Here is a 16945-nt window from a genome sequence, read left to right on the forward strand (position 1 = left end):
CTTCCCCAGCTCCACCGGGCCTGTGGACAGCGTCCGCCGACCTTCATCCGAGGAGCCGTATGTCCGCGCACGAATCCATCGCCCCAGCTGCGAGCACCGACCCCATCCAGCAGCACCGGCGCTACCTCATGTGCCGCCCCGAGCACTTCACCGTCAGCTACAGCATCAACCCGTGGATGGAGCCCACGAGGCCCACCGACACGGCGCGCGCCATCCAGCAGTGGCAGAGCCTGTACGACACGTACCGCGCCCTCGGCCACGACGTCGAGCTCATCGACCCCCTCGAGGGCCTCCCCGACATGGTGTACACCGCCAACGGCGGTTTCGTGATCGACGGCATCGCGTACGGTGCGAAGTTCCGCTTCGCCGAGCGCGGGCCGGAGGGCCCGGCGTTCATGCGGTGGTTCGGCGAGAACGGCTTCGAGGTCGTGGACCCGGCCGAGGTCAACGAGGGCGAGGGCGACTTCCTCCTCGTGGGTGACACCATCCTCGCCGGCACCGGGTTCCGCTCCACCGGCGACAGCCACCGCGAGGTCGGGGATGTCTTCGGCCGCGAGGTCGTCTCGCTCACCCTGACCGACCCGCGGTTCTACCACCTCGACACCGCGATCTCCGTCCTCGACCCGGTCCAGGGCCCCTCGACAGGCTCAGCGGCCGGTGGTGTGGAGCGCGCGAACATCGCGTACCTCCCGAGCGCCTTCGACGAGCGCAGCCAGGGCGTCCTGCGCGAACGCTACCCCGACGCCATCCAGGTCTCGGATGCCGACGGCGCCGTGTTCGGGCTGAATTCCGCCAGCGACGGACGCAACGTGATCATCTCGCCGCGGGCGACCGGGTTCGAAGCGCAGCTCCGCGAACGCGGGTACACCCCGGTTCTCCTGGACCTGTCCGAACTGCTCCTCGGCGGCGGCGGCATCAAGTGCTGCACGCTGGAGCTCCGCGGAGGCACCCGGTGAGCACGCCGCTCGACACCGGAACCGTGCGGATCATCGCCGGCGAGGCCGAGCACGTCGCCGCCAACTACTCGCCCCTTCCCGTCGTCATCTCGCGCGGCGAAGGCGTCTGGGTCACCGACGTGGAGGGCAAGCGGTACCTCGACCTGCTGTCGGCGTACTCGGCACTGAACTTCGGCCACGGGCATCCCGCGATCCTCGCCGCAGCCCAGGAACAGCTGACGCGAGTCACTCTCACGAGCCGCGCGTACCACAACGACCGGCTGGGCCCCTTCGCGGCGGCGCTGGCGGACCTCTGCGGCAAAGACCTCGTGCTGCCGATGAACACCGGCGCCGAGGCGGTGGAGACCGGCATCAAGGTGGCCCGCGCGTGGGGCTACCGCGTGAAGGGCATCGCCCCGGATGCGGCGACCATCATCGTCGCGGACGGCAACTTCCACGGCCGCACCACCACGATCATCGGCTTCAGCGACGACCCCTCCGCCCGCGATGACTTCGGCCCCTACGCGCCCGGATTCATCCGGGTGCCCTATGGGGATGCGGCCGCGATCGAAGCGGCGATCGACGAGAACACCGCCGCGGTGCTGATCGAGCCGATTCAGGGCGAAGGCGGTGTGATCATCCCGCCCGAGGGCTACCTCCGCGCCGTGCGGGAGATGACGACGACCAACAACGTGCTGTTCATCGCCGATGAGATCCAGTCCGGCCTCGGGCGGGTGGGCACGACCTTCGCGTGCGATCGCGAGGGCGTCGTCCCCGACGTCTACCTCCTCGGCAAGGCGCTGGGCGGCGGCATCCTGCCCCTCTCGGCCGTCGTCGCCGACCGCGACGTGCTGGGCGTGATCAGGTCGGGCGAACACGGGTCGACCTTCGGCGGCAACCCGCTCGCCACGGCCGTGGGTCTGCGGGTGGTCGAGATGCTCGCCTCCGGAGAATTCCAGACGCGTGCCACCGCGCTCGGCGAGCACCTCGAGAACAAGCTCGCCGAACTCGTGGGATCGGGGGTCACGGCGGTGCGCATCGCGGGGCTCTGGGCCGGTGTAGACATCGACCCCGCGGTGGGGACGGGCCGCGAGGTGGCCGAGCGGCTTCTGAAGCGCGGCGTACTCGTGAAAGACACGCACGGACAGACCATCCGCATCGCGCCGCCCCTCGTCATCCGCGCGACCGAACTCGACTGGGCCGTCGAGCAGCTCACCATCGTCCTGGCGGCCTGACGCGGAGGCTGTGGAGGGAAACATGTCCGCAATATGCGGGCGGTTACTCTCGCTGCATGGGTGAACCGTTCCCGGGCCACGGTGCGACTCCGGCCTCGGGCGGGGCTGCGTGGGGCACCACGGCGGAGCGTGCGTCGCAGGCGCGGGACGGCGACGGGCCGGCGGACCGCGGTCTGCTCGACCCTGACGAGGAGACCGCCTACCGGGTGATCCTCGGGTCGGGGGCGACCGACGCCGCGCGCGTGGCCGAGGCGATGCGAGTGCCGCTGCCCGATGCGCGTCGGTTGGTCGAGCGGCTGCGTGACAGGGGGCTCGTCAGCCACGGTGCGTCGCCGGACGGGACGGTCGAGGCCGTATCACCCGATGTCGCCTTCGCCGCCCCGCTGGCTCGTCACCAGCAGGCGCTGGATGCGTCGCGGCTTCTGGTCGCCTCGCTGAGCGAGACCTACCGGACTGCGAACCGGCGCCGCGACCCGCGCTTCGTGGTCGAGGTGGTCACGGGCGCGCAGCCGCTGCGCGAGACCCTGCGCGCGCTGCAGTCCTCCGCGCGGCAGGAGATCCTCTGGTTCTGCCGGGCCAACCCGCTGGCGATGGCCGGTACCGAGAACGGCGAGGAGCGTGCGGCCCTGGAGCGCGGCGTGCGCTATCGAGCCGTGTACGAGCGGGCACTGCTGGAGATGCCGGGCGAGATGGACGGGGTCGCCCAGGCGATGGGGTGGGGTGAGGAGAGCCGGGTGGTGCCTACCCTCCCCGTCCGGCTGGCGATCGTTGACCGCACCACCGCGCTCTGCCCTCTGCTTCCGGACGCCGACCGCGGGGTGGCCGAGCCGACGGCCGCGGTGATCGGTCCCGGGCAGCTCCTCGACGCCCTCCTCGCCCTCTTCGACAGTGTGTGGGAGGGCGCGACCCCGCTCCGCCTGGCCGGTGCCGCGGAGGACGACCGCACCGAGTCTCCGGATGTGACGGAGGAGGATCAGGCTCTTCTCTCGCTTCTCGTGGCCGGCATGCCGGACAAGTCGATCAGCACCCTGCTCGACATCAGCCGGCGCACCGTCCAGCGCCGCCTCATGCGCCTCATGGCTCTCGCCGGTGTAGACAGTCGGCCCGCGCTGGCCTATCAGGCGGCACGGAGGGGCTGGCTCTGATCCGAGCCCGCCCCTCCGGTGTCAAGCCTCCGGTGTCAGCCTCGCCCGTAGGCGCCGATGACGGTCTGCTCGACCTGGCGATCCTTGCCGGCGGACGCGACGACCCGGACGGACACGGGCGCGTCTCCGCGCGGCACCTCGACCTTCACGTCGCCCTTGCGGCCGCTCACGCGTGCGGGCTTCCACGTCGCACCCGCGTCGGAGGAGAGCCACACCTCCACCTTCGCATCGCGGACCGTCGCGCCGGCTGCATCCGTGATGCGGATCGGCAGCGTGTGCGAGCGCCGGGATGCTGTTCCGGTGTCGTCGACCGGAGGCTCGTACGAGACGTGGATGAGCGACAGTTCCACCGTCTTCCCGCCCGCCGGGCGATCCGAGCGGAAGGTCCACGCCGTATCGACCGCGGGCGACCAGCGCCACTCGGGGGTATCCCGCCGTGCCGAGAGCTCGAGCCGGTAACGGCCCGCCCCGCCCGGCACGTCGACGTCTGCCACGCCCGAGGTCGTCTCGGCGACCAGGGTGTCGTCGCGGAAGAGCCGCGCCGCCGTGCTCGATGTCTCGCCGATCGAGAAGTGGCCCTCCGCATCCACGTACTCCGGGATCCGCAGCGACATCACATCGTCGGTGCGCGTGGAGGGCACGCCCGCCACGGCGGCTGAGCGCATCACGGTGCCGTACCAGGTCTCCTCGGAGTGTCCGGGTTCATACGTCCGGGGCAGCCCCGCCACCCCGCCCTGCAGAGCCCCCCAGTTGAGGTCGAAGCGCGATGCGAGGACTCTGTGCTGCCACAGCGAGTCATCCGCCGTGACCCACTCCTCCCGCGTCGAGGGTGTCGCCACGATCCGCGACGTGTCGTTCAGCGCATACTCTTGCCACGGCCGCCAGCTGAATCGCTGCTCATCCGTCCACGGGAAGCCGCCGGTGTCGGAGTAGGTGGTGCGGACGCGGTGAGTGTTCGCCTTCGTCACCTCGATCTCGATCCCGTCCGGGATGCTCCCCGAGACGGAGTGCTGGATGTCGTAGAGGTAGGGGCTCGACCGACTGACCTCGAGCTTCGCCGTCGCGCCGCGCTTTCGAGCGAGCGCGAGGAGCTTCTCGCCGTCGCGGGCGTTCGTCACCATCCCCGGGATGGGATCTCGTTCGGCACTCGGGTCGAAGACGTCGCGGATGGAGAATTCCTCGGGGAAGACGAGGATGACCGCTGCCGCACCCGCCGCGGCCGCACGGGCGACCAGGTCGTCCTGCTCGCTGGCGTCGGTTGCCTCGATGACGGCGATTCGCCCGCGTACGCCGGCGAAGTCGGGTCCCGGGGCCACGAGCCCCAGCGTCCGCGGACGATCCCACTGGGGAGACGTCGCGATCAGGTTCATCACGGGGACCCCGTCGAAACCGCGGGTCTCGAGGACGGCGGAGGGGCGCACCATCTGCCGACGTGAGGAGAATTCGAACGCGCCGTCGGTGACCTCCTTCGTGGGGGTGACCCACACGCCGGTCTCGCCGAACTCGCGGACTCCGGCGCTGACGGCGCGACCACTCGCGAATTTCCGGTAGGCGTAGAAGCTGTGCACCGTCTGCTGCTGGGCGAGCTGCGGGGTGCGCACGGTCACCTCACGCGTCTTCCGAGCGTCGAGCACGATCGACATGTCGCCGGTGACCTCCACGTTGGGATCGACGATCGCCGCCGTGCGCGGGTGCTGTCCGCCTCCGTTGGTGATGAGACCGCTGAGGAGGTAGGAGCCCTCCTCGAGGAAGATCTGCCGTGGCCCCTCGTTCTCGCCCACCCAATCGAACACATCGGTCCCCAGGCGCTCGCCGAAGAAGTCGACGGGAGCGGTCACCGGCTCACCCTCGAAACCGACGGCGGTGACCGTGACGCGGTGCTTGGGCCCGGTGCGGATCGCGCCCACGGCGGTCTGCACGCTGACTTCGCCGTCGGCCGAGGTGGCCGTCAGGGCGCCCGACCAGTTGGCGTGGGGCAGGAGGCCCGAATCGAGGGTCACCGTGACGTCCGCCGACCCCTTGGCGGGGATATCGACGCTCTCAGGCGCCGTGAACGCGTCCGACGTCACGCTGCGATCATCCGCGTTGCGCACGTCCAGTGCGAGGGCCAGCCGGACGGCGTCGGACGAGTCATTGCGGTAGCTGATCGTCCGGGTGACGGGTGCATCCTCGCTCACGTGCGCGAAGTCGACCGACCCGCTGGCGCGCACCTGCTGGCCGATGGCGCGGGTCACGTCGACCTCGCCCGCGCCCTGCTCCCACACCGACGCGTCGGGAGCGGAGGTGGCCGAGCTCATCAGCAGTTCCTTCAGCTCGGCGCCGGTCAGTTCGGGCCGCTGCTGGGCCAGAAGCGCTGCTGCCCCGGCGACGTGCGGGGTCGCCATCGAGGTGCCGGAGGCCGCTGTGTAGAGGTCGTTCACCGCGTCGCCCATGTCGGTGCCCGCCGCTCGGGCGGCGACGATGTCCACTCCCGGCGCCGAGATGTCGGGCTTGAGGGCTCCGTCTCCATAGCGCGGTCCACGGCTGGAGAAGTCGGCCATCGCGCCCTCGGCGTCCACGGCGGCGACTGTGAGTGCACGGGCCGCGGTACCGGGGGCACCGACGGTCTCGACACCGCCTTCGTTCCCGGCAGCGACGACGAACAGCGTGCCGGTCTCGGCCGCGAGGCGGTCGAGCGCGACGCTCAGCGGGTCGGTGCCGTCCGTCGGTCCGCCACCCAGACTCATGTTGACGATGTCGGCGCCTTCGGCCGCTGCCCACTCCATGCCGGCGATCACCCAGGAGAACTGGCCGAACCCGTCGTCGGCCAACACCTTCCCGATGAGGAGGTCGGCATCGTAGGCGACGCCGCGCTCGCGGCCCTCGCTGCCCGCCCCCGTTCCTGCGATCGTCGAGGCCACGTGAGTGCCGTGGCCGAAGAGGTCGCTGGTTCCCGTCGCGCTCTCGGAGAAGTCCTCCGCCGCCGCCACCCGGTCGGCGAGATCGGGGTGCGTGGCATCCACACCCGTGTCCAACACCGCGACCTTGACGCCGTCGCCGGTGTAGCCCGCCGCCCAGCCGTCGGGTGCGCCGATCTGGCCCACGCTCTGCTCCAGCGTCGGGCGCACGATCCCGTCCAGCCACAGACCCGACATGCCGTTGCCGAGGGAGACGCTGCTGGATGTGTCGGCCACTCCGGTCTCGCCGGGTGTCAGGGTGCGCCAGAGCTCGGCCAGGGAATCGGTTCCCGTCTCGAGGGCCGTGCCGTCGATCGAGGGGAGCGGGCGGGTGGCCGTCGCCTCCGGGAAGGACTGGGTGCGGACGGCCTCGGGGTCGGCGTAGGTCGCGATGAGGGGAAGCGCATCACGCTCGGCGTAGCCGTCCTCGATGAGCCCGGTGATGTCGAACAGTCGCCGGTCCAGGAGCGACGCGGCCAGATAGGGAACGGTGTCGCTGGGGATGACGAGGAACCTTCCGTCGACCTCGGTCGTCTGGAAGGTCACGCTTTCGCGCCCCTCGGCCGGGGCGACCGAGACGGTCTTGCGTCCCGCGGCCGCGTCGCCGACGGTGACGACGTCGCCGGTGACGAGCGTCACGCTTTTCTCGCCGGCGCCCGCCGACGCGGCGAGATCGGGCGACGGCGCAGGCGGGGATGCGGCGCCCAGGGACGCGGTCGCACCCGTCAGGACGAGCGCGGTCGACAGGGCGGCAGCGAGAGTGCCTCGCCAGGGGATGCGGATGGGACGAGCGGACATGCGTCTCCGAACGTGTGGTGACCAGGGGGTGCCTTCAGTGTGGCCAGTCGATGTGCGCCGCGGGTGCCGCAAATGCGCCGTGACGCACGTGCGCCACCTCCGCGGGGGAAGTGGACTGCGGCAGGGGGTGTCGACCCCGGGTCCGCGAGGGGGCGAGCGGTCGGGAACCCTGGGCGGCGAGAGGGCGGCGCGCAAGCCCCTGGGTCGGAAACATTTCGGCAACACGGCCCCGGATAGGCTCATGACATGGGTGACCTGTTCGACGGCTACGGCGCCACGTTGGCCCCACGCAAGACCCCGTCCGGCATCCCGCCCTTCGACGAGATGTTCGGTGATCCGGCGCATCCTGGGGCGCACACGGAATCCCGCGAGGCGTATCGCGAGCTCTATCGGGCACTCGCCCAGATGACGCAGGACGAGCTGCGCGGACGCACCGAGTCGCTCGCCAGTTCCTACCTTGCGCAGGGTGTGACCTTCGACTTCGCCGGGGAGGAGCGACCCTTCCCGCTCGACGCGGTACCGCGGATCATCGACTACGACGAGTGGTCGCGGATCGAGTCGGGGGTCAAGCAGCGCGTCCGCGCGCTCGAGGCGTTCCTCGACGACGCTTACGGCAGCCAGCACTGCGTGCGCGACGGCGTCGTCCCCGCGCAGCTGATCGCGTCGTCGCAATACTTCTACCGCCACGCGGCCGGCATCCGCAGCGCCAACGGCGTCCGCATCCAGGTCGCCGGAATCGACCTCATCCGCGACGAGCACGGCGAGATGCGCGTGCTCGAAGACAACGTGCGCGTGCCCAGCGGCGTCAGCTACGTCATCTCGAACCGCCGCGTCATGGCGCAGACCCTGCCCGAGCTGTTCACCTCCCTGCGCGTCCGCCCGGTCGGCGACTACCCGAACAAGCTTCTCGCCGCGCTCCGCGCCTCCGCCCCGGGCGGGATCGACGACCCGAACGTGGTCGTGCTCACCCCCGGGGTGTACAACTCCGCATACTTCGAGCACACGCTCCTCGCCCGGCTCATGGGCGTGGAACTGGTCGAGGGACGCGACCTGCTGTGCGTGGGGGGCAAGGTGTTCATGCGCACGACGCGCGGACCCAAGCGCGTCGACGTCATCTACCGCCGGGTCGACGACGAATTCCTCGACCCGCTCCAGTTCCGTGCCGACTCGATGCTCGGTGCCCCGGGATTGATGCTCGCCGCCCGTCTGGGCAATGTGACCATCGCCAACGCCGTGGGCAACGGCGTGGCCGATGACAAGCTCCTCTACACCTACGTGCCCGAGCTCATCCGCTACTACCTCGCGGAAGAGCCGATCCTCCGCAACGTCGACACGTGGCGCCTGGAAGACCCGGGTTCGCTGGAAGAGGTGCTCGACCGACTCGACGAACTCGTCGTCAAACCCGTCGACGGGTCGGGCGGCAAGGGCCTGGTCGTCGGTCCCGACGCCTCCCCGTCGGAGCTGGAACAGCTCCGGCAGCGCCTGATCGCCGACCCGCGCGGGTGGATCGCTCAGCCGGTGGTGATGCTGTCCACCATCCCCACGCTGGTGGAAGACGGGATGCGGCCGCGTCACGCCGATCTGCGCCCCTTCGCCGTGAACGACGGCGACGACGTCTGGGTGCTTCCCGGCGGGCTCACGCGCGTGGCGCTTCCCGAGGGGCAGCTCGTCGTCAACTCCAGCCAGGGCGGCGGATCCAAGGACACGTGGATCGTCGGCGGGTCGGCTCCCACCCACGTCGAGTACGGCCAGGGCATCGGCCTCGCCGGACTCGTGGCCGATCAGGCGGCGACGATCACCGCCTCGATCCCGATCGTCTACGACGGGCAGCCCGAGGTGACGCACTCGCCGCACGACCGCCCCCGCAGCCGCACGGAGCAGCAGGAGCAGCAGCAACAGGCCGAGCCGGCCGCATCCGAGCACGGTCCACAGCACGAGCAACAGCAGCAGGCCCGTCAAGTTCCCGCCGCCCGCCCCGCCCGCCCCGCCCGCACCGTGTCTCACATTCTGCAGGAATCAGTGCCCCATTCTGCAGATGCTGAGACACGGTCTGCGGAAGGTGAGACACGCGGGCGAGGGACCAGGGAGGACGGCTCATGCTGAGCCGCATTGCGGAAAGCTTGTTCTGGATCGGGCGCTACATCGAGCGCAGCGACGGCACGGCACGCATCCTCGACATCCACCTGCAGCTGCTGCTCGAAGATCCTTGGATCGACGAAGACACCGCGTGCCGTTCGCTGCTGAGCGTCATGGGGTCGGTCGTCCCCGAAGGCGACGACAAGGTGCGGCGCGGCGAGGTGCTGCAGCGCCTGGCCGTGGATCGCATGAACCCGGCGAGCATCGCGTATGCCCTGACCGCCGCGCGCGAGAACGCCCGCCGTGCCCGCGAGATCGTGTCCAGTGAGCTGTGGGAGACGCTGAACACGACGAACTCGCGGATGCCGCGGCGCCTGCAGACCGACAAGGTGCACGAGTTCTTCGGGTGGGTGCGCGAACGCTCTGCGCTCGCGGTGGGCATCGTCGACTCGTCGACGAGCCGGGATGAGGCGTGGCAGTTCTTCACGCTGGGGCGCAGCATCGAGCGCGCCGACATGACCGCGCGGCTCCTGGCCACCCGCTCGCTCACGCAAGCGTCGGGCCCGTCGTGGACGACTATCCTGCGCTCGTGCGGCGCGTACGAGGCGTACCTGCGGACGTACCGCGGCATGCCCAGCGCCCGTAATGCGGCGGAGTTCCTGCTGCTGGACCGCCTCTTCCCCCGCTCGATCATCTACTCGATCCAGCGTGCCGAGGAGTGCATGAGCGCCATCGACCCGCGGGCCGATCGTGTCGGTCACTCCAACACGGTGCTGCGGGCGCTCGGACAGATCCGCAACGACCTCGAGTACCGGCCGATCAGCGACATCCTCGGTGAGCTGCCGCTGCACATGCAGCGTGTGCAGAAGGTCACGCGCGAAGCATCCGAAGCCATCCGCTCGCGGTTCTTCCCGGCCCAGGCCGAGCCCAGCTGGATCGGAGAGATCTCGTGATGGTTCGACACTCTCACCCAGCGGGGGTCCACCCCCGTACGCGCAGGTGGCAGGCATGAAGCGACTCCGCATCGAACACTCGACGGGCTTCTCGTACCAGGGCGATGTCTCGGCGTCGTACAACGAGGCCCGGATGCTGCCCGGTTCGACCGACAGCCAGTTCGTCCTCAGCTCCGCGCTGGAGATCGAGCCGTCCACGACGGTGAACACGTACGTGGACTACTTCGGCACGCGCGTCAGCGCGTTCGACGTGCTCTCCCCGCACGCGTCACTGGCGATCACGGCCCGCTCGCTCGTCGAGGTGCGGCCCCGCCCCATCCAGCATCTCGACCTCACATGGGACGGGCTCGCCACGGAGGCGGCGCGATCGATGGGCACGGTCGAGCAGCTCGTGCAGTCCCCGCGCACGCGGGCCCACCCCGAGGTCGCCGACATCGCCCGCACGATCGCGGCGCAGCACGATCATCCCGGGCGCGCGGCACACGCGATCGCCGAGGCGATCGGGGATGCGGTGGAGTACATGCACGGCATCACCGGCGTCCACTCGACGGCGTCGGAAGCGTGGGAGGCGCGCAAGGGCGTGTGTCAGGACATCGCGCACATCACCCTCGGGGCGCTGCGGGAGGTCGGCATCCCCGCCCGTTATGTGTCGGGCTACCTGCATCCGCGCCCCAGCGCCGAGGTGGGCGTCGCCGTGACCGGGGAGTCCCACGCGTGGATCGAATGGTTCGCCGGCGACTGGCAGGGCTTCGATCCGACCAACAACATCGAGATCGGCGACCGGCACGTGCTGGTGGGCCGGGGCCGCGACTACAACGACGTCCCCCCGCTGCGCGGCGTCTACGCCGGCCCGTTCAAGTCGCAGCTGCGCGTGAAGGTGACGATCACCCGCGAGGCGTAACGCCCCCGCACGCCCCTCCCGCTCCTCCCGCTCCTTCGCGAGAAACGACATCCCGGACGAGAAAGCCCGCGCCGCGGGGCGTCTCAACCCGTTCGTCGTTTCTCGCGCATGGGCGGCGCGGCGCGGCGCAGGCGCGGGCGCGGGCGGGTCAGCGGGCGTAGCCGCCGCGCGTGACGAGGCGGGTGGGCAGGAGGAAGCGGGAGGGCTCGGAGTCGGCGGAGCCGTCGATGCGGGCGAAGAGCATCTCGGCCGCGGCCCGTCCGAGGTGCTCCGCGTCGTAGTCGACGATGCGGATGCGGCGGGGCAGCACCTCCGCCAGTTCGAAGTCGTCGAACCCGCTGATCGCGACATCCGCATCGCGGGGGAGGATCGCCTCGAGGGCGCCGATGGTCGAGCGGTTGTTGCCGCAGAAGACGGCCGTGGGGGGTCGATCGGAGCCGAGGAGGCGCTCCATGGCGTCGCGCGCGGCAGCCGGGGTGTGCAGGCCCGTGACGACCAGCGCCGGGTCGGGCGTCCGGCCGGCCCGCGCGAAAGCGTCGAGGGCGCCCTCCCTCCGCTCGGCCATCGTGAAGATGGACGGCGAGTCCAGCAGCACGGCGATCCGCTCGTGCCCATCGTTCAGCAGCTCGGCGACAGCATCCCGCGCGCCCCCGCGATTGTCGATGAGCACGGCGTCTCCGGCCAGGCCCGCGCCCGGGCGGTCGAGGAACACCACGGGCGTTCCGGCGGCCACTTCGCCCGCCAGGTATGACTGGTCGTGGCCGGCGGGAACGAGGAGGAGCCCGCCGACGCGGCGCTGGCACAGGTCGAGAGCGAGCGTACGTTCGGCCGCGGCATCCTCTTCGCTCGAGGCCATGATCACCTGCATCCGCCGCGACACCGCGATCGTCGACACCGCCGCGGCGATGGTCGTGTAGAAGGTGTTGGACAGGTCGGCGGCGAGGAAGCCGATCGTGTCGCGGCTTCCCGAGCGCAGGCTCGCCGCGAGGGCATTGCGGTGGAAGCCGAGGTGGGCGATGGATGCGTTGACCCGCTCGATCAGCGCGGCGTCGACGTTGGGCTGGCCGTTGATCACGCGGGAGACGGTCTTCAGGCTCACCCCGGCGTCGGCTGCCACGTCCACCATCGTGGGTCGACCGCTCTTGCGCATCCAGTCCTTCCTGCGACGTTCCGGATCGATCCTAGGGATCCGCCACGCCCGCGGCGCGGATCAGCGGATGACCGGCACGAGCGCGCCCTGCTCGGAGGAGGCGATCGCCGCGGCGAAGATGTGGTGGGTCAGCGCCGCCTCGTCGGGGCGCACCGTCCCGAACCGGTCGCCGAGGTCGCCGGTGTACTCGGCGAGGAAGGCCGCCCACATCTGCAGGATGGCATCGCTGAATCCCGATTCAAAGTTCGCGCCGGTGACCGTCGGCCACACCGACTGGCTGCCGGCGTCGATGCGCTGCCAGCTCTGCTCACGGCCACCGCCGGGGACGTCGATGACGGCGAACACCTCGACCGACTTCGGGTTCTTCGTGCTGAACCGCACCCCGCCGTCCATGCCGATCGCTTCGAACTCCCACGTGTTCTTCTCGCCCGGCGCGATGCGCTTGGTCTCGGTGGACAGCACGAAGGGAGCACCCTCGTGGGTGGTCCAGCTGTGGATGACCGCGTTGTCCCAGGTGTCGCAGGGGAGCAGGGTGCCGTCGGGTCCCGGACGCTCGGTGACGATGTCCTGCAGGATGCCGACGACCCGGTCGGGTGCCCAGCCCAGGCGCAGCGGCACGTGCCACGTGTGCATCCCCAGGTCGTTCATGACGCCGGCCTCGCCGCAGAACTGCTTCTGCCGCTTCCAGTTGAGCGGCTTGGCGGTGTCGAGGTCGCTGGAGTGCAGGAAGGTGCATTTCGCCTCGATGACGCGGCCGAGTGCGCCGCTGCGGACGTAGTCGACGGCCGCCTGCGCTCCCGGGAAGAACGGCATCTCGCTCGAGACGCGGACGAACGACCCCGGGGTTTCGTCGATCGCGCGGAGTACCGCATCCGCTGCCGCCCCGTCGATCCCGAACGGCTTCTCGGCGAGCAGCGCCTTGCCCGAGCGGATGGTGTCGACGTAGAGCTGCTCGTGCAGGTCGTGCCGCACGGCGATGTACACGACGTCGATGTCGGGATCGGCGAGAAGCTCGCGGTAGTCCGTCGTCTTCAGACGCACGGTGTCGATGGCGTCGAACCACTCCATCGCGGCGGGGTTGATGTCGCAGATCGCCACCAGCTGCGGATCGGCGGGATGGTCCAGGAGTGCGGGCCACCGTCGCAGTGCCGCCGCGATCTCGCGGCCCATGAGGCCGCCGCCGATGATGCCGACGTTCACGCGCCGCTCCGCGGTCATCGCTCTGCCCCGATCAGCGCGAGCGCCTCGTCCACGGAGACGTCGTCGTGCACCACGGCCATGAGCGCCGCGGTGATGCCCGCGGGATGCGGATGCTGGATGACGTTGCGGCCGTAGACGATGCCGCGCGCGCCCTGGGCGAGAACCGCTTGGGTGCGCTCGAGGAGTGTGCGGTCATCCACCCGTCCGCCGCCGCGCACGAGCACGGGGGTGTCGGCGGCGGCCTGCACGACGAGGTGGTAGTCGTCGATGTCGTCGGTCGGGTCGGCCTTGATCAGGTCGGCGCCGAGCTCGCGGGCCTGGCGCACGAGGGTGACGATCTTGCGCGTGTCGCCGTCGACGGTGTAGCCCCCCTTGTCGGAGTTGGTCTGCATCACCAGCGGCTCGATCATGAGCGGCATCCCGTACCGCTCCGCATCGGTGCGGAGGGCGAGGATCGAGCGGATGCACTGCTCGCGCACCTCGGGGTGCCCGGGAAGGTCGAGAAGGTTCACGCACACTGCGACGGCGTCCAGGCGCACCGCGACCTCGATCGCGTCGGGCACGTGGATGCTGTGCAGCGGCGACTCCAACGGGCTGTTGTAGACGTTCGCGATGTCGGTGCGCAGCACCAGCCCGGGCTTGTGCTTCCCTGGCACGGACTGCAGGAGCGGCGCCTGGCCGAGTGTCAGCTGGATCGCGTCGGGGCCCGCGTCGACGAGGGTGGCGACCGTCGCGCGCATGTCTTCGATGCCGGAGAGGAACGCGTGTTCGTGGAACGCGCCGTGGTCGACGGCGACGTCGAGGGCGCGCCCGGATCGCGGGTGGAAGAGGCGGTTGAGCCGGTGCTTCGTCATGGGAGGTCGTTCTCCGAGAGCTGGATGCGGGAGCCGCACCGATGCGGCGGCCCTCACAGTATGAGCAGGCTGAGACAACGTTGTCAACCGAGCCGTACCGGGCGCGACCCGGACCGAACTCAGTCTCGATGAATAGTCCCGGATGCGCGCGCGGCGTATTCACGCGGATGTCGGGGACGGCGCCGGCCGCGCAGACTGAGTACGGTTCGGCGGGGCGGCGGCGCCCGGGCCGCGCGGGCCGGCCGCGGGGCGGCGGGGCGGTGGGGAGTGCAGGGTCGCGCGTGGCGCGGCGTGCCCGCTGCTACCGTGACGCATCGACGGAGGAGGAAAACATGGCGGCGGAACTCTTCGGGATGCCGATCGACCGGGCGCGCGAGCGCCGGGGGTCACTCGCCCAGACGGCCTCGGTGGAGTCGTCGCTGATCACCGACGGTCCCGCGGCCGGGACGCGCCGCATCCGCCTCGTCGCCGGAGACGTCGACGTCGACCTGCTCCCTGACCGCGGCCTCGACATCGGCCAGGTCCGGGTGGGCGGAGTCCCGCTGGCGTGGATCTCACCGACCGGTTTCCCCCGGGTGAACGCGTACGACGCCGACGGGCAGGGGTGGGCACGCGCCTTCGGTGGGGGCCTGCTCACCACCTGTGGTCTGCTGAATGTCGGGCCGGCCTCGAGCGACGGGGGCACGGATCATCCGATGCACGGGCGCTACACGACGCTGCCGGCCACGGTCGTGCGGGCGGAGGCGACCGAGGAGGAGGTGGTCGTGGAGGGCGTGGTGCGGGAGGCCGCGGTATTCGGCGAGCACCTCGAGCTCCGCCGCCGCATCACCGTGCCGCTCCACCGCCGGAGTATCCGGGTGGCCGACATCCTGACCAACCGCGGTCCCGATCCGGTCGAGCCCATGGTGCTCTACCACCTCAACTTCGGCTGGCCGCTGATCGATGAGGGCACCCGGGTGCACAGCCCCGCGACCGCGGTGGAGCCCCGGGACGCGGATGCCGCGGCCGGCGCCGCCACGTGGGACACGTTCCCGGCCCCGCAGCATCCGTACCCGGAGCAGGTCTTCGCGCACCACCTTCCCGCCGGCCGCTCCGTCGCCGTCGAGGTCACGAACCCGAGGGGGCTCAGCGTCGCGGTGCGGTTCGACACCGCCCAGCTGCCGGGGATGTTCCAATGGCGCGTGGCCGAGCCGGGGATGGTCGTCCTCGGCATCGAGCCGGCGTTGGTTCCCACCATCCTCGGGCGGACCGCCGCCCGGGAAGAGGGGCTGCTGCGTCCGCTCGCCCCGGGGGCGTCCCTGACGCTGGGCGTGGAGATCGAGGCGACCGGCTCGTTGGGGTAGCGGCGGTGCCCGCCGCGACGGGTCACGCGAGGGCGCGCACCGCTCCCCGCGCCCCGCGCTCGGCGAGCAAATCCCGAGCCCGCACGTACGCCGCGTGCAGGCGCGGGTCGTCCACGCCGAGGGTGGGGACGAGGGTCAGGAACGCGCCGGGCCGCTCGTCGTCGGCGAGGGCGGCGGCTTCCAGGGCGTCCAGGCGCACGTCGCTGGTGATGAGCCGCCGGTCGTGGTCACGGGCCCCGCGGGCCAGGCATGCCTGCCACGCGGCCAGCACGAGCGCGCACCGCGTCACCGATTCGCCGGCGGCAAGGCGATCCTCGATGACGGGGACCAGGAACTTCGGGATGCGGTCGGAGCCGTCCACGACCTGACGGGCGAGGGTGTCCTGGATGGCGCGATTGGAGAATCGAGCGAGGAGCTCGGCCTGGTAGGACGCGAGGTCGATGCCGGGTACCGGATCCAGCGTCGGTGCGGCCTCCTCCCGCATGTAGCCCGCGAGGAACGCCGCGAAGTCGGGGTCATCGACCACGTCGTGCACGAACGAGAACCCCTCGAGGAGCCCGACGTAGGACATCGCTTGATGCGAGGCGTTGAGGAGACGGAGCTTCATCTTCTCGTACGGGGCGACGTCGTCCACGAATTGCGCACCCACCACCCCCAGGTCGGGCCGGCCGGCGGGAAAGCGGTCTTCGATCACCCACTGCGCGAACGCCTCCGAGCTCACCGGCCACGCGTCGCGAAGCCCCGTGAGCTGCTCGACCGCGTCGATGTCGCCCGGCGTGGTCGCCGGCGTGATGCGGTCGACCATCGAGTTGGGGAACGACACCTCTGCGGCGATCCACTCGGCCAACCCTGGGTCGACCGAGGTGGTGAACGAGACGAGCGCCTCGCGCGCGACCGCGCCGTTGCCCTGGATGTTGTCGCAGGAGAGCACGGTGAACGGGGGCACGCCCTGCGCGCGACGCCGCGCGAGGCCGGCGGCGAGGAAGCCCCACACGGTGGTCGGCACCGCGCCGGGCACGGTGTCGGCGCGGGCGCCTGCGCGGTCCAGATCGAATCTTCCCGTGACGTCGTCCACCCCGTAGCCGGCCTCGGTCACCGTCAGCGAAACGATCCGCACGTCCGGGGAGGCGAGCTTGGCGATCACGGCCTCGCGGTCGTCGGGTGCGAACAGGTACTCCGCGACCGACCCGATGACCCGGGCCGTCGCCGTTGCATCCGGCGCGCGGGTCACGAGGGTGTAGAGCCGGTCCTGCGCGGCGAGGACATCGCGCATGCGCGCGTCGCCGGGGAGGAGGCCGACGCCGCACAGCGCCCATTCCCGCGAGCCGCCTTCGCTGAGCAGGGTATCCAGGTACATCGCCAGGTGGGCTCGGCTGAACCCGCCTAGACCGAAGTGCACGATGCCGGATAGAGTTCCGT

The 16945-nt window shown here is 70.7% G+C and carries 12 protein-coding genes; 7 read left to right on the forward strand and 5 right to left on the reverse strand.

All coding sequences use genetic code 11. The features are described from left to right. Window positions 1–59: 59 nt before the first annotated feature. The 3 genes from ddaH to AC2DFQ_RS13430 are packed head-to-tail and all read left to right on the forward strand — an operon-like array spanning window position 60 to window position 3315. Window positions 60–956: a dimethylargininase gene (gene ddaH / locus AC2DFQ_RS13420; RefSeq protein WP_484534240.1), complete on the forward strand. Its 897-nt coding sequence runs from the start codon at window positions 60–62 to the stop codon at window positions 954–956. Next, a complete protein-coding gene (gene rocD / locus AC2DFQ_RS13425; RefSeq protein WP_484534241.1) occupies window positions 953–2170 on the forward strand; it encodes an ornithine--oxo-acid transaminase in 1218 nt (405 codons plus the stop codon). Before ddaH ends, rocD begins: the two co-directional genes overlap by 4 nt. Before the next feature lie 56 nt (window positions 2171–2226). Beyond that, window positions 2227–3315, forward strand: coding sequence for a hypothetical protein (locus AC2DFQ_RS13430; RefSeq protein WP_484534242.1), 1089 nt, complete (start codon window positions 2227–2229; stop codon window positions 3313–3315). A 35-nt stretch (window positions 3316–3350) separates the two neighbouring features. Here the strand turns inward: AC2DFQ_RS13430 and AC2DFQ_RS13435 are convergent, their stop codons facing one another. After that, a complete protein-coding gene (locus AC2DFQ_RS13435; RefSeq protein WP_484534243.1) occupies window positions 3351–7049 on the reverse strand; it encodes a S8 family serine peptidase in 3699 nt (1232 codons plus the stop codon). A 246-nt stretch (window positions 7050–7295) separates the two neighbouring features. Here AC2DFQ_RS13435 and AC2DFQ_RS13440 point away from each other — a divergent pair, with 246 nt between their 5' ends. The 3 genes from AC2DFQ_RS13440 to AC2DFQ_RS13450 are packed head-to-tail and all read left to right on the forward strand — an operon-like array spanning window position 7296 to window position 10979. Beyond that, window positions 7296–9152 (forward strand): circularly permuted type 2 ATP-grasp protein, encoded by a 1857-nt coding sequence (locus AC2DFQ_RS13440; RefSeq protein ID WP_484507858.1) that lies wholly within the window; start codon window positions 7296–7298, stop codon window positions 9150–9152. Then, the gene (locus AC2DFQ_RS13445; RefSeq protein WP_484507859.1) at window positions 9146–10078 is read left to right on the forward strand and encodes an alpha-E domain-containing protein; all 933 of its coding nucleotides are present in this window, start codon (window positions 9146–9148) and stop codon (window positions 10076–10078) included. The genes AC2DFQ_RS13440 and AC2DFQ_RS13445 overlap by 7 nt, the downstream gene beginning before the upstream one ends. A 55-nt stretch (window positions 10079–10133) precedes the next feature. Next, the gene (locus AC2DFQ_RS13450) at window positions 10134–10979 is read left to right on the forward strand and encodes a transglutaminase family protein (RefSeq protein WP_484507860.1); all 846 of its coding nucleotides are present in this window, start codon (window positions 10134–10136) and stop codon (window positions 10977–10979) included. A 148-nt stretch (window positions 10980–11127) separates the two neighbouring features. Here the strand turns inward: AC2DFQ_RS13450 and AC2DFQ_RS13455 are convergent, their stop codons facing one another. From AC2DFQ_RS13455 to AC2DFQ_RS13465, 3 genes are read right to left on the reverse strand one after another with little or no spacing between them, the layout of a single operon-like run. Continuing rightward, window positions 11128–12129, reverse strand: coding sequence for a LacI family DNA-binding transcriptional regulator (locus tag AC2DFQ_RS13455; protein WP_484534244.1), 1002 nt, complete (start codon window positions 12127–12129; stop codon window positions 11128–11130). A gap of 60 nt (window positions 12130–12189) precedes the next feature. Beyond that, complete coding sequence (locus AC2DFQ_RS13460; protein ID WP_484534245.1) at window positions 12190–13347, reverse strand: Gfo/Idh/MocA family protein; 1158 nt, start codon at window positions 13345–13347, stop codon at window positions 12190–12192. Continuing rightward, window positions 13344–14183 carry a class I fructose-bisphosphate aldolase gene (locus tag AC2DFQ_RS13465; protein WP_484507863.1) on the reverse strand — a complete coding sequence of 280 codons (840 nt, stop codon included), beginning with the start codon at window positions 14181–14183 and terminating at the stop codon, window positions 13344–13346. Before AC2DFQ_RS13465 ends, AC2DFQ_RS13460 begins: the two co-directional genes overlap by 4 nt. Before the next feature lie 332 nt (window positions 14184–14515). Between AC2DFQ_RS13465 and AC2DFQ_RS13470 the strand changes: the two genes are divergently transcribed. After that, window positions 14516–15526 (forward strand): aldose 1-epimerase family protein, encoded by a 1011-nt coding sequence (locus AC2DFQ_RS13470; protein ID WP_484534246.1) that lies wholly within the window; start codon window positions 14516–14518, stop codon window positions 15524–15526. A gap of 22 nt (window positions 15527–15548) precedes the next feature. On the opposite strand, the gene AC2DFQ_RS13475 is transcribed toward AC2DFQ_RS13470, so the two are convergent. Further along, complete coding sequence (locus AC2DFQ_RS13475) at window positions 15549–16925, reverse strand: mannitol dehydrogenase family protein (RefSeq protein ID WP_484534247.1); 1377 nt, start codon at window positions 16923–16925, stop codon at window positions 15549–15551. Between the last annotated feature and the right edge of the window lie 20 nt (window positions 16926–16945).

This window comes from Microbacterium sp. Z11_20 (assembly GCF_057197605.1).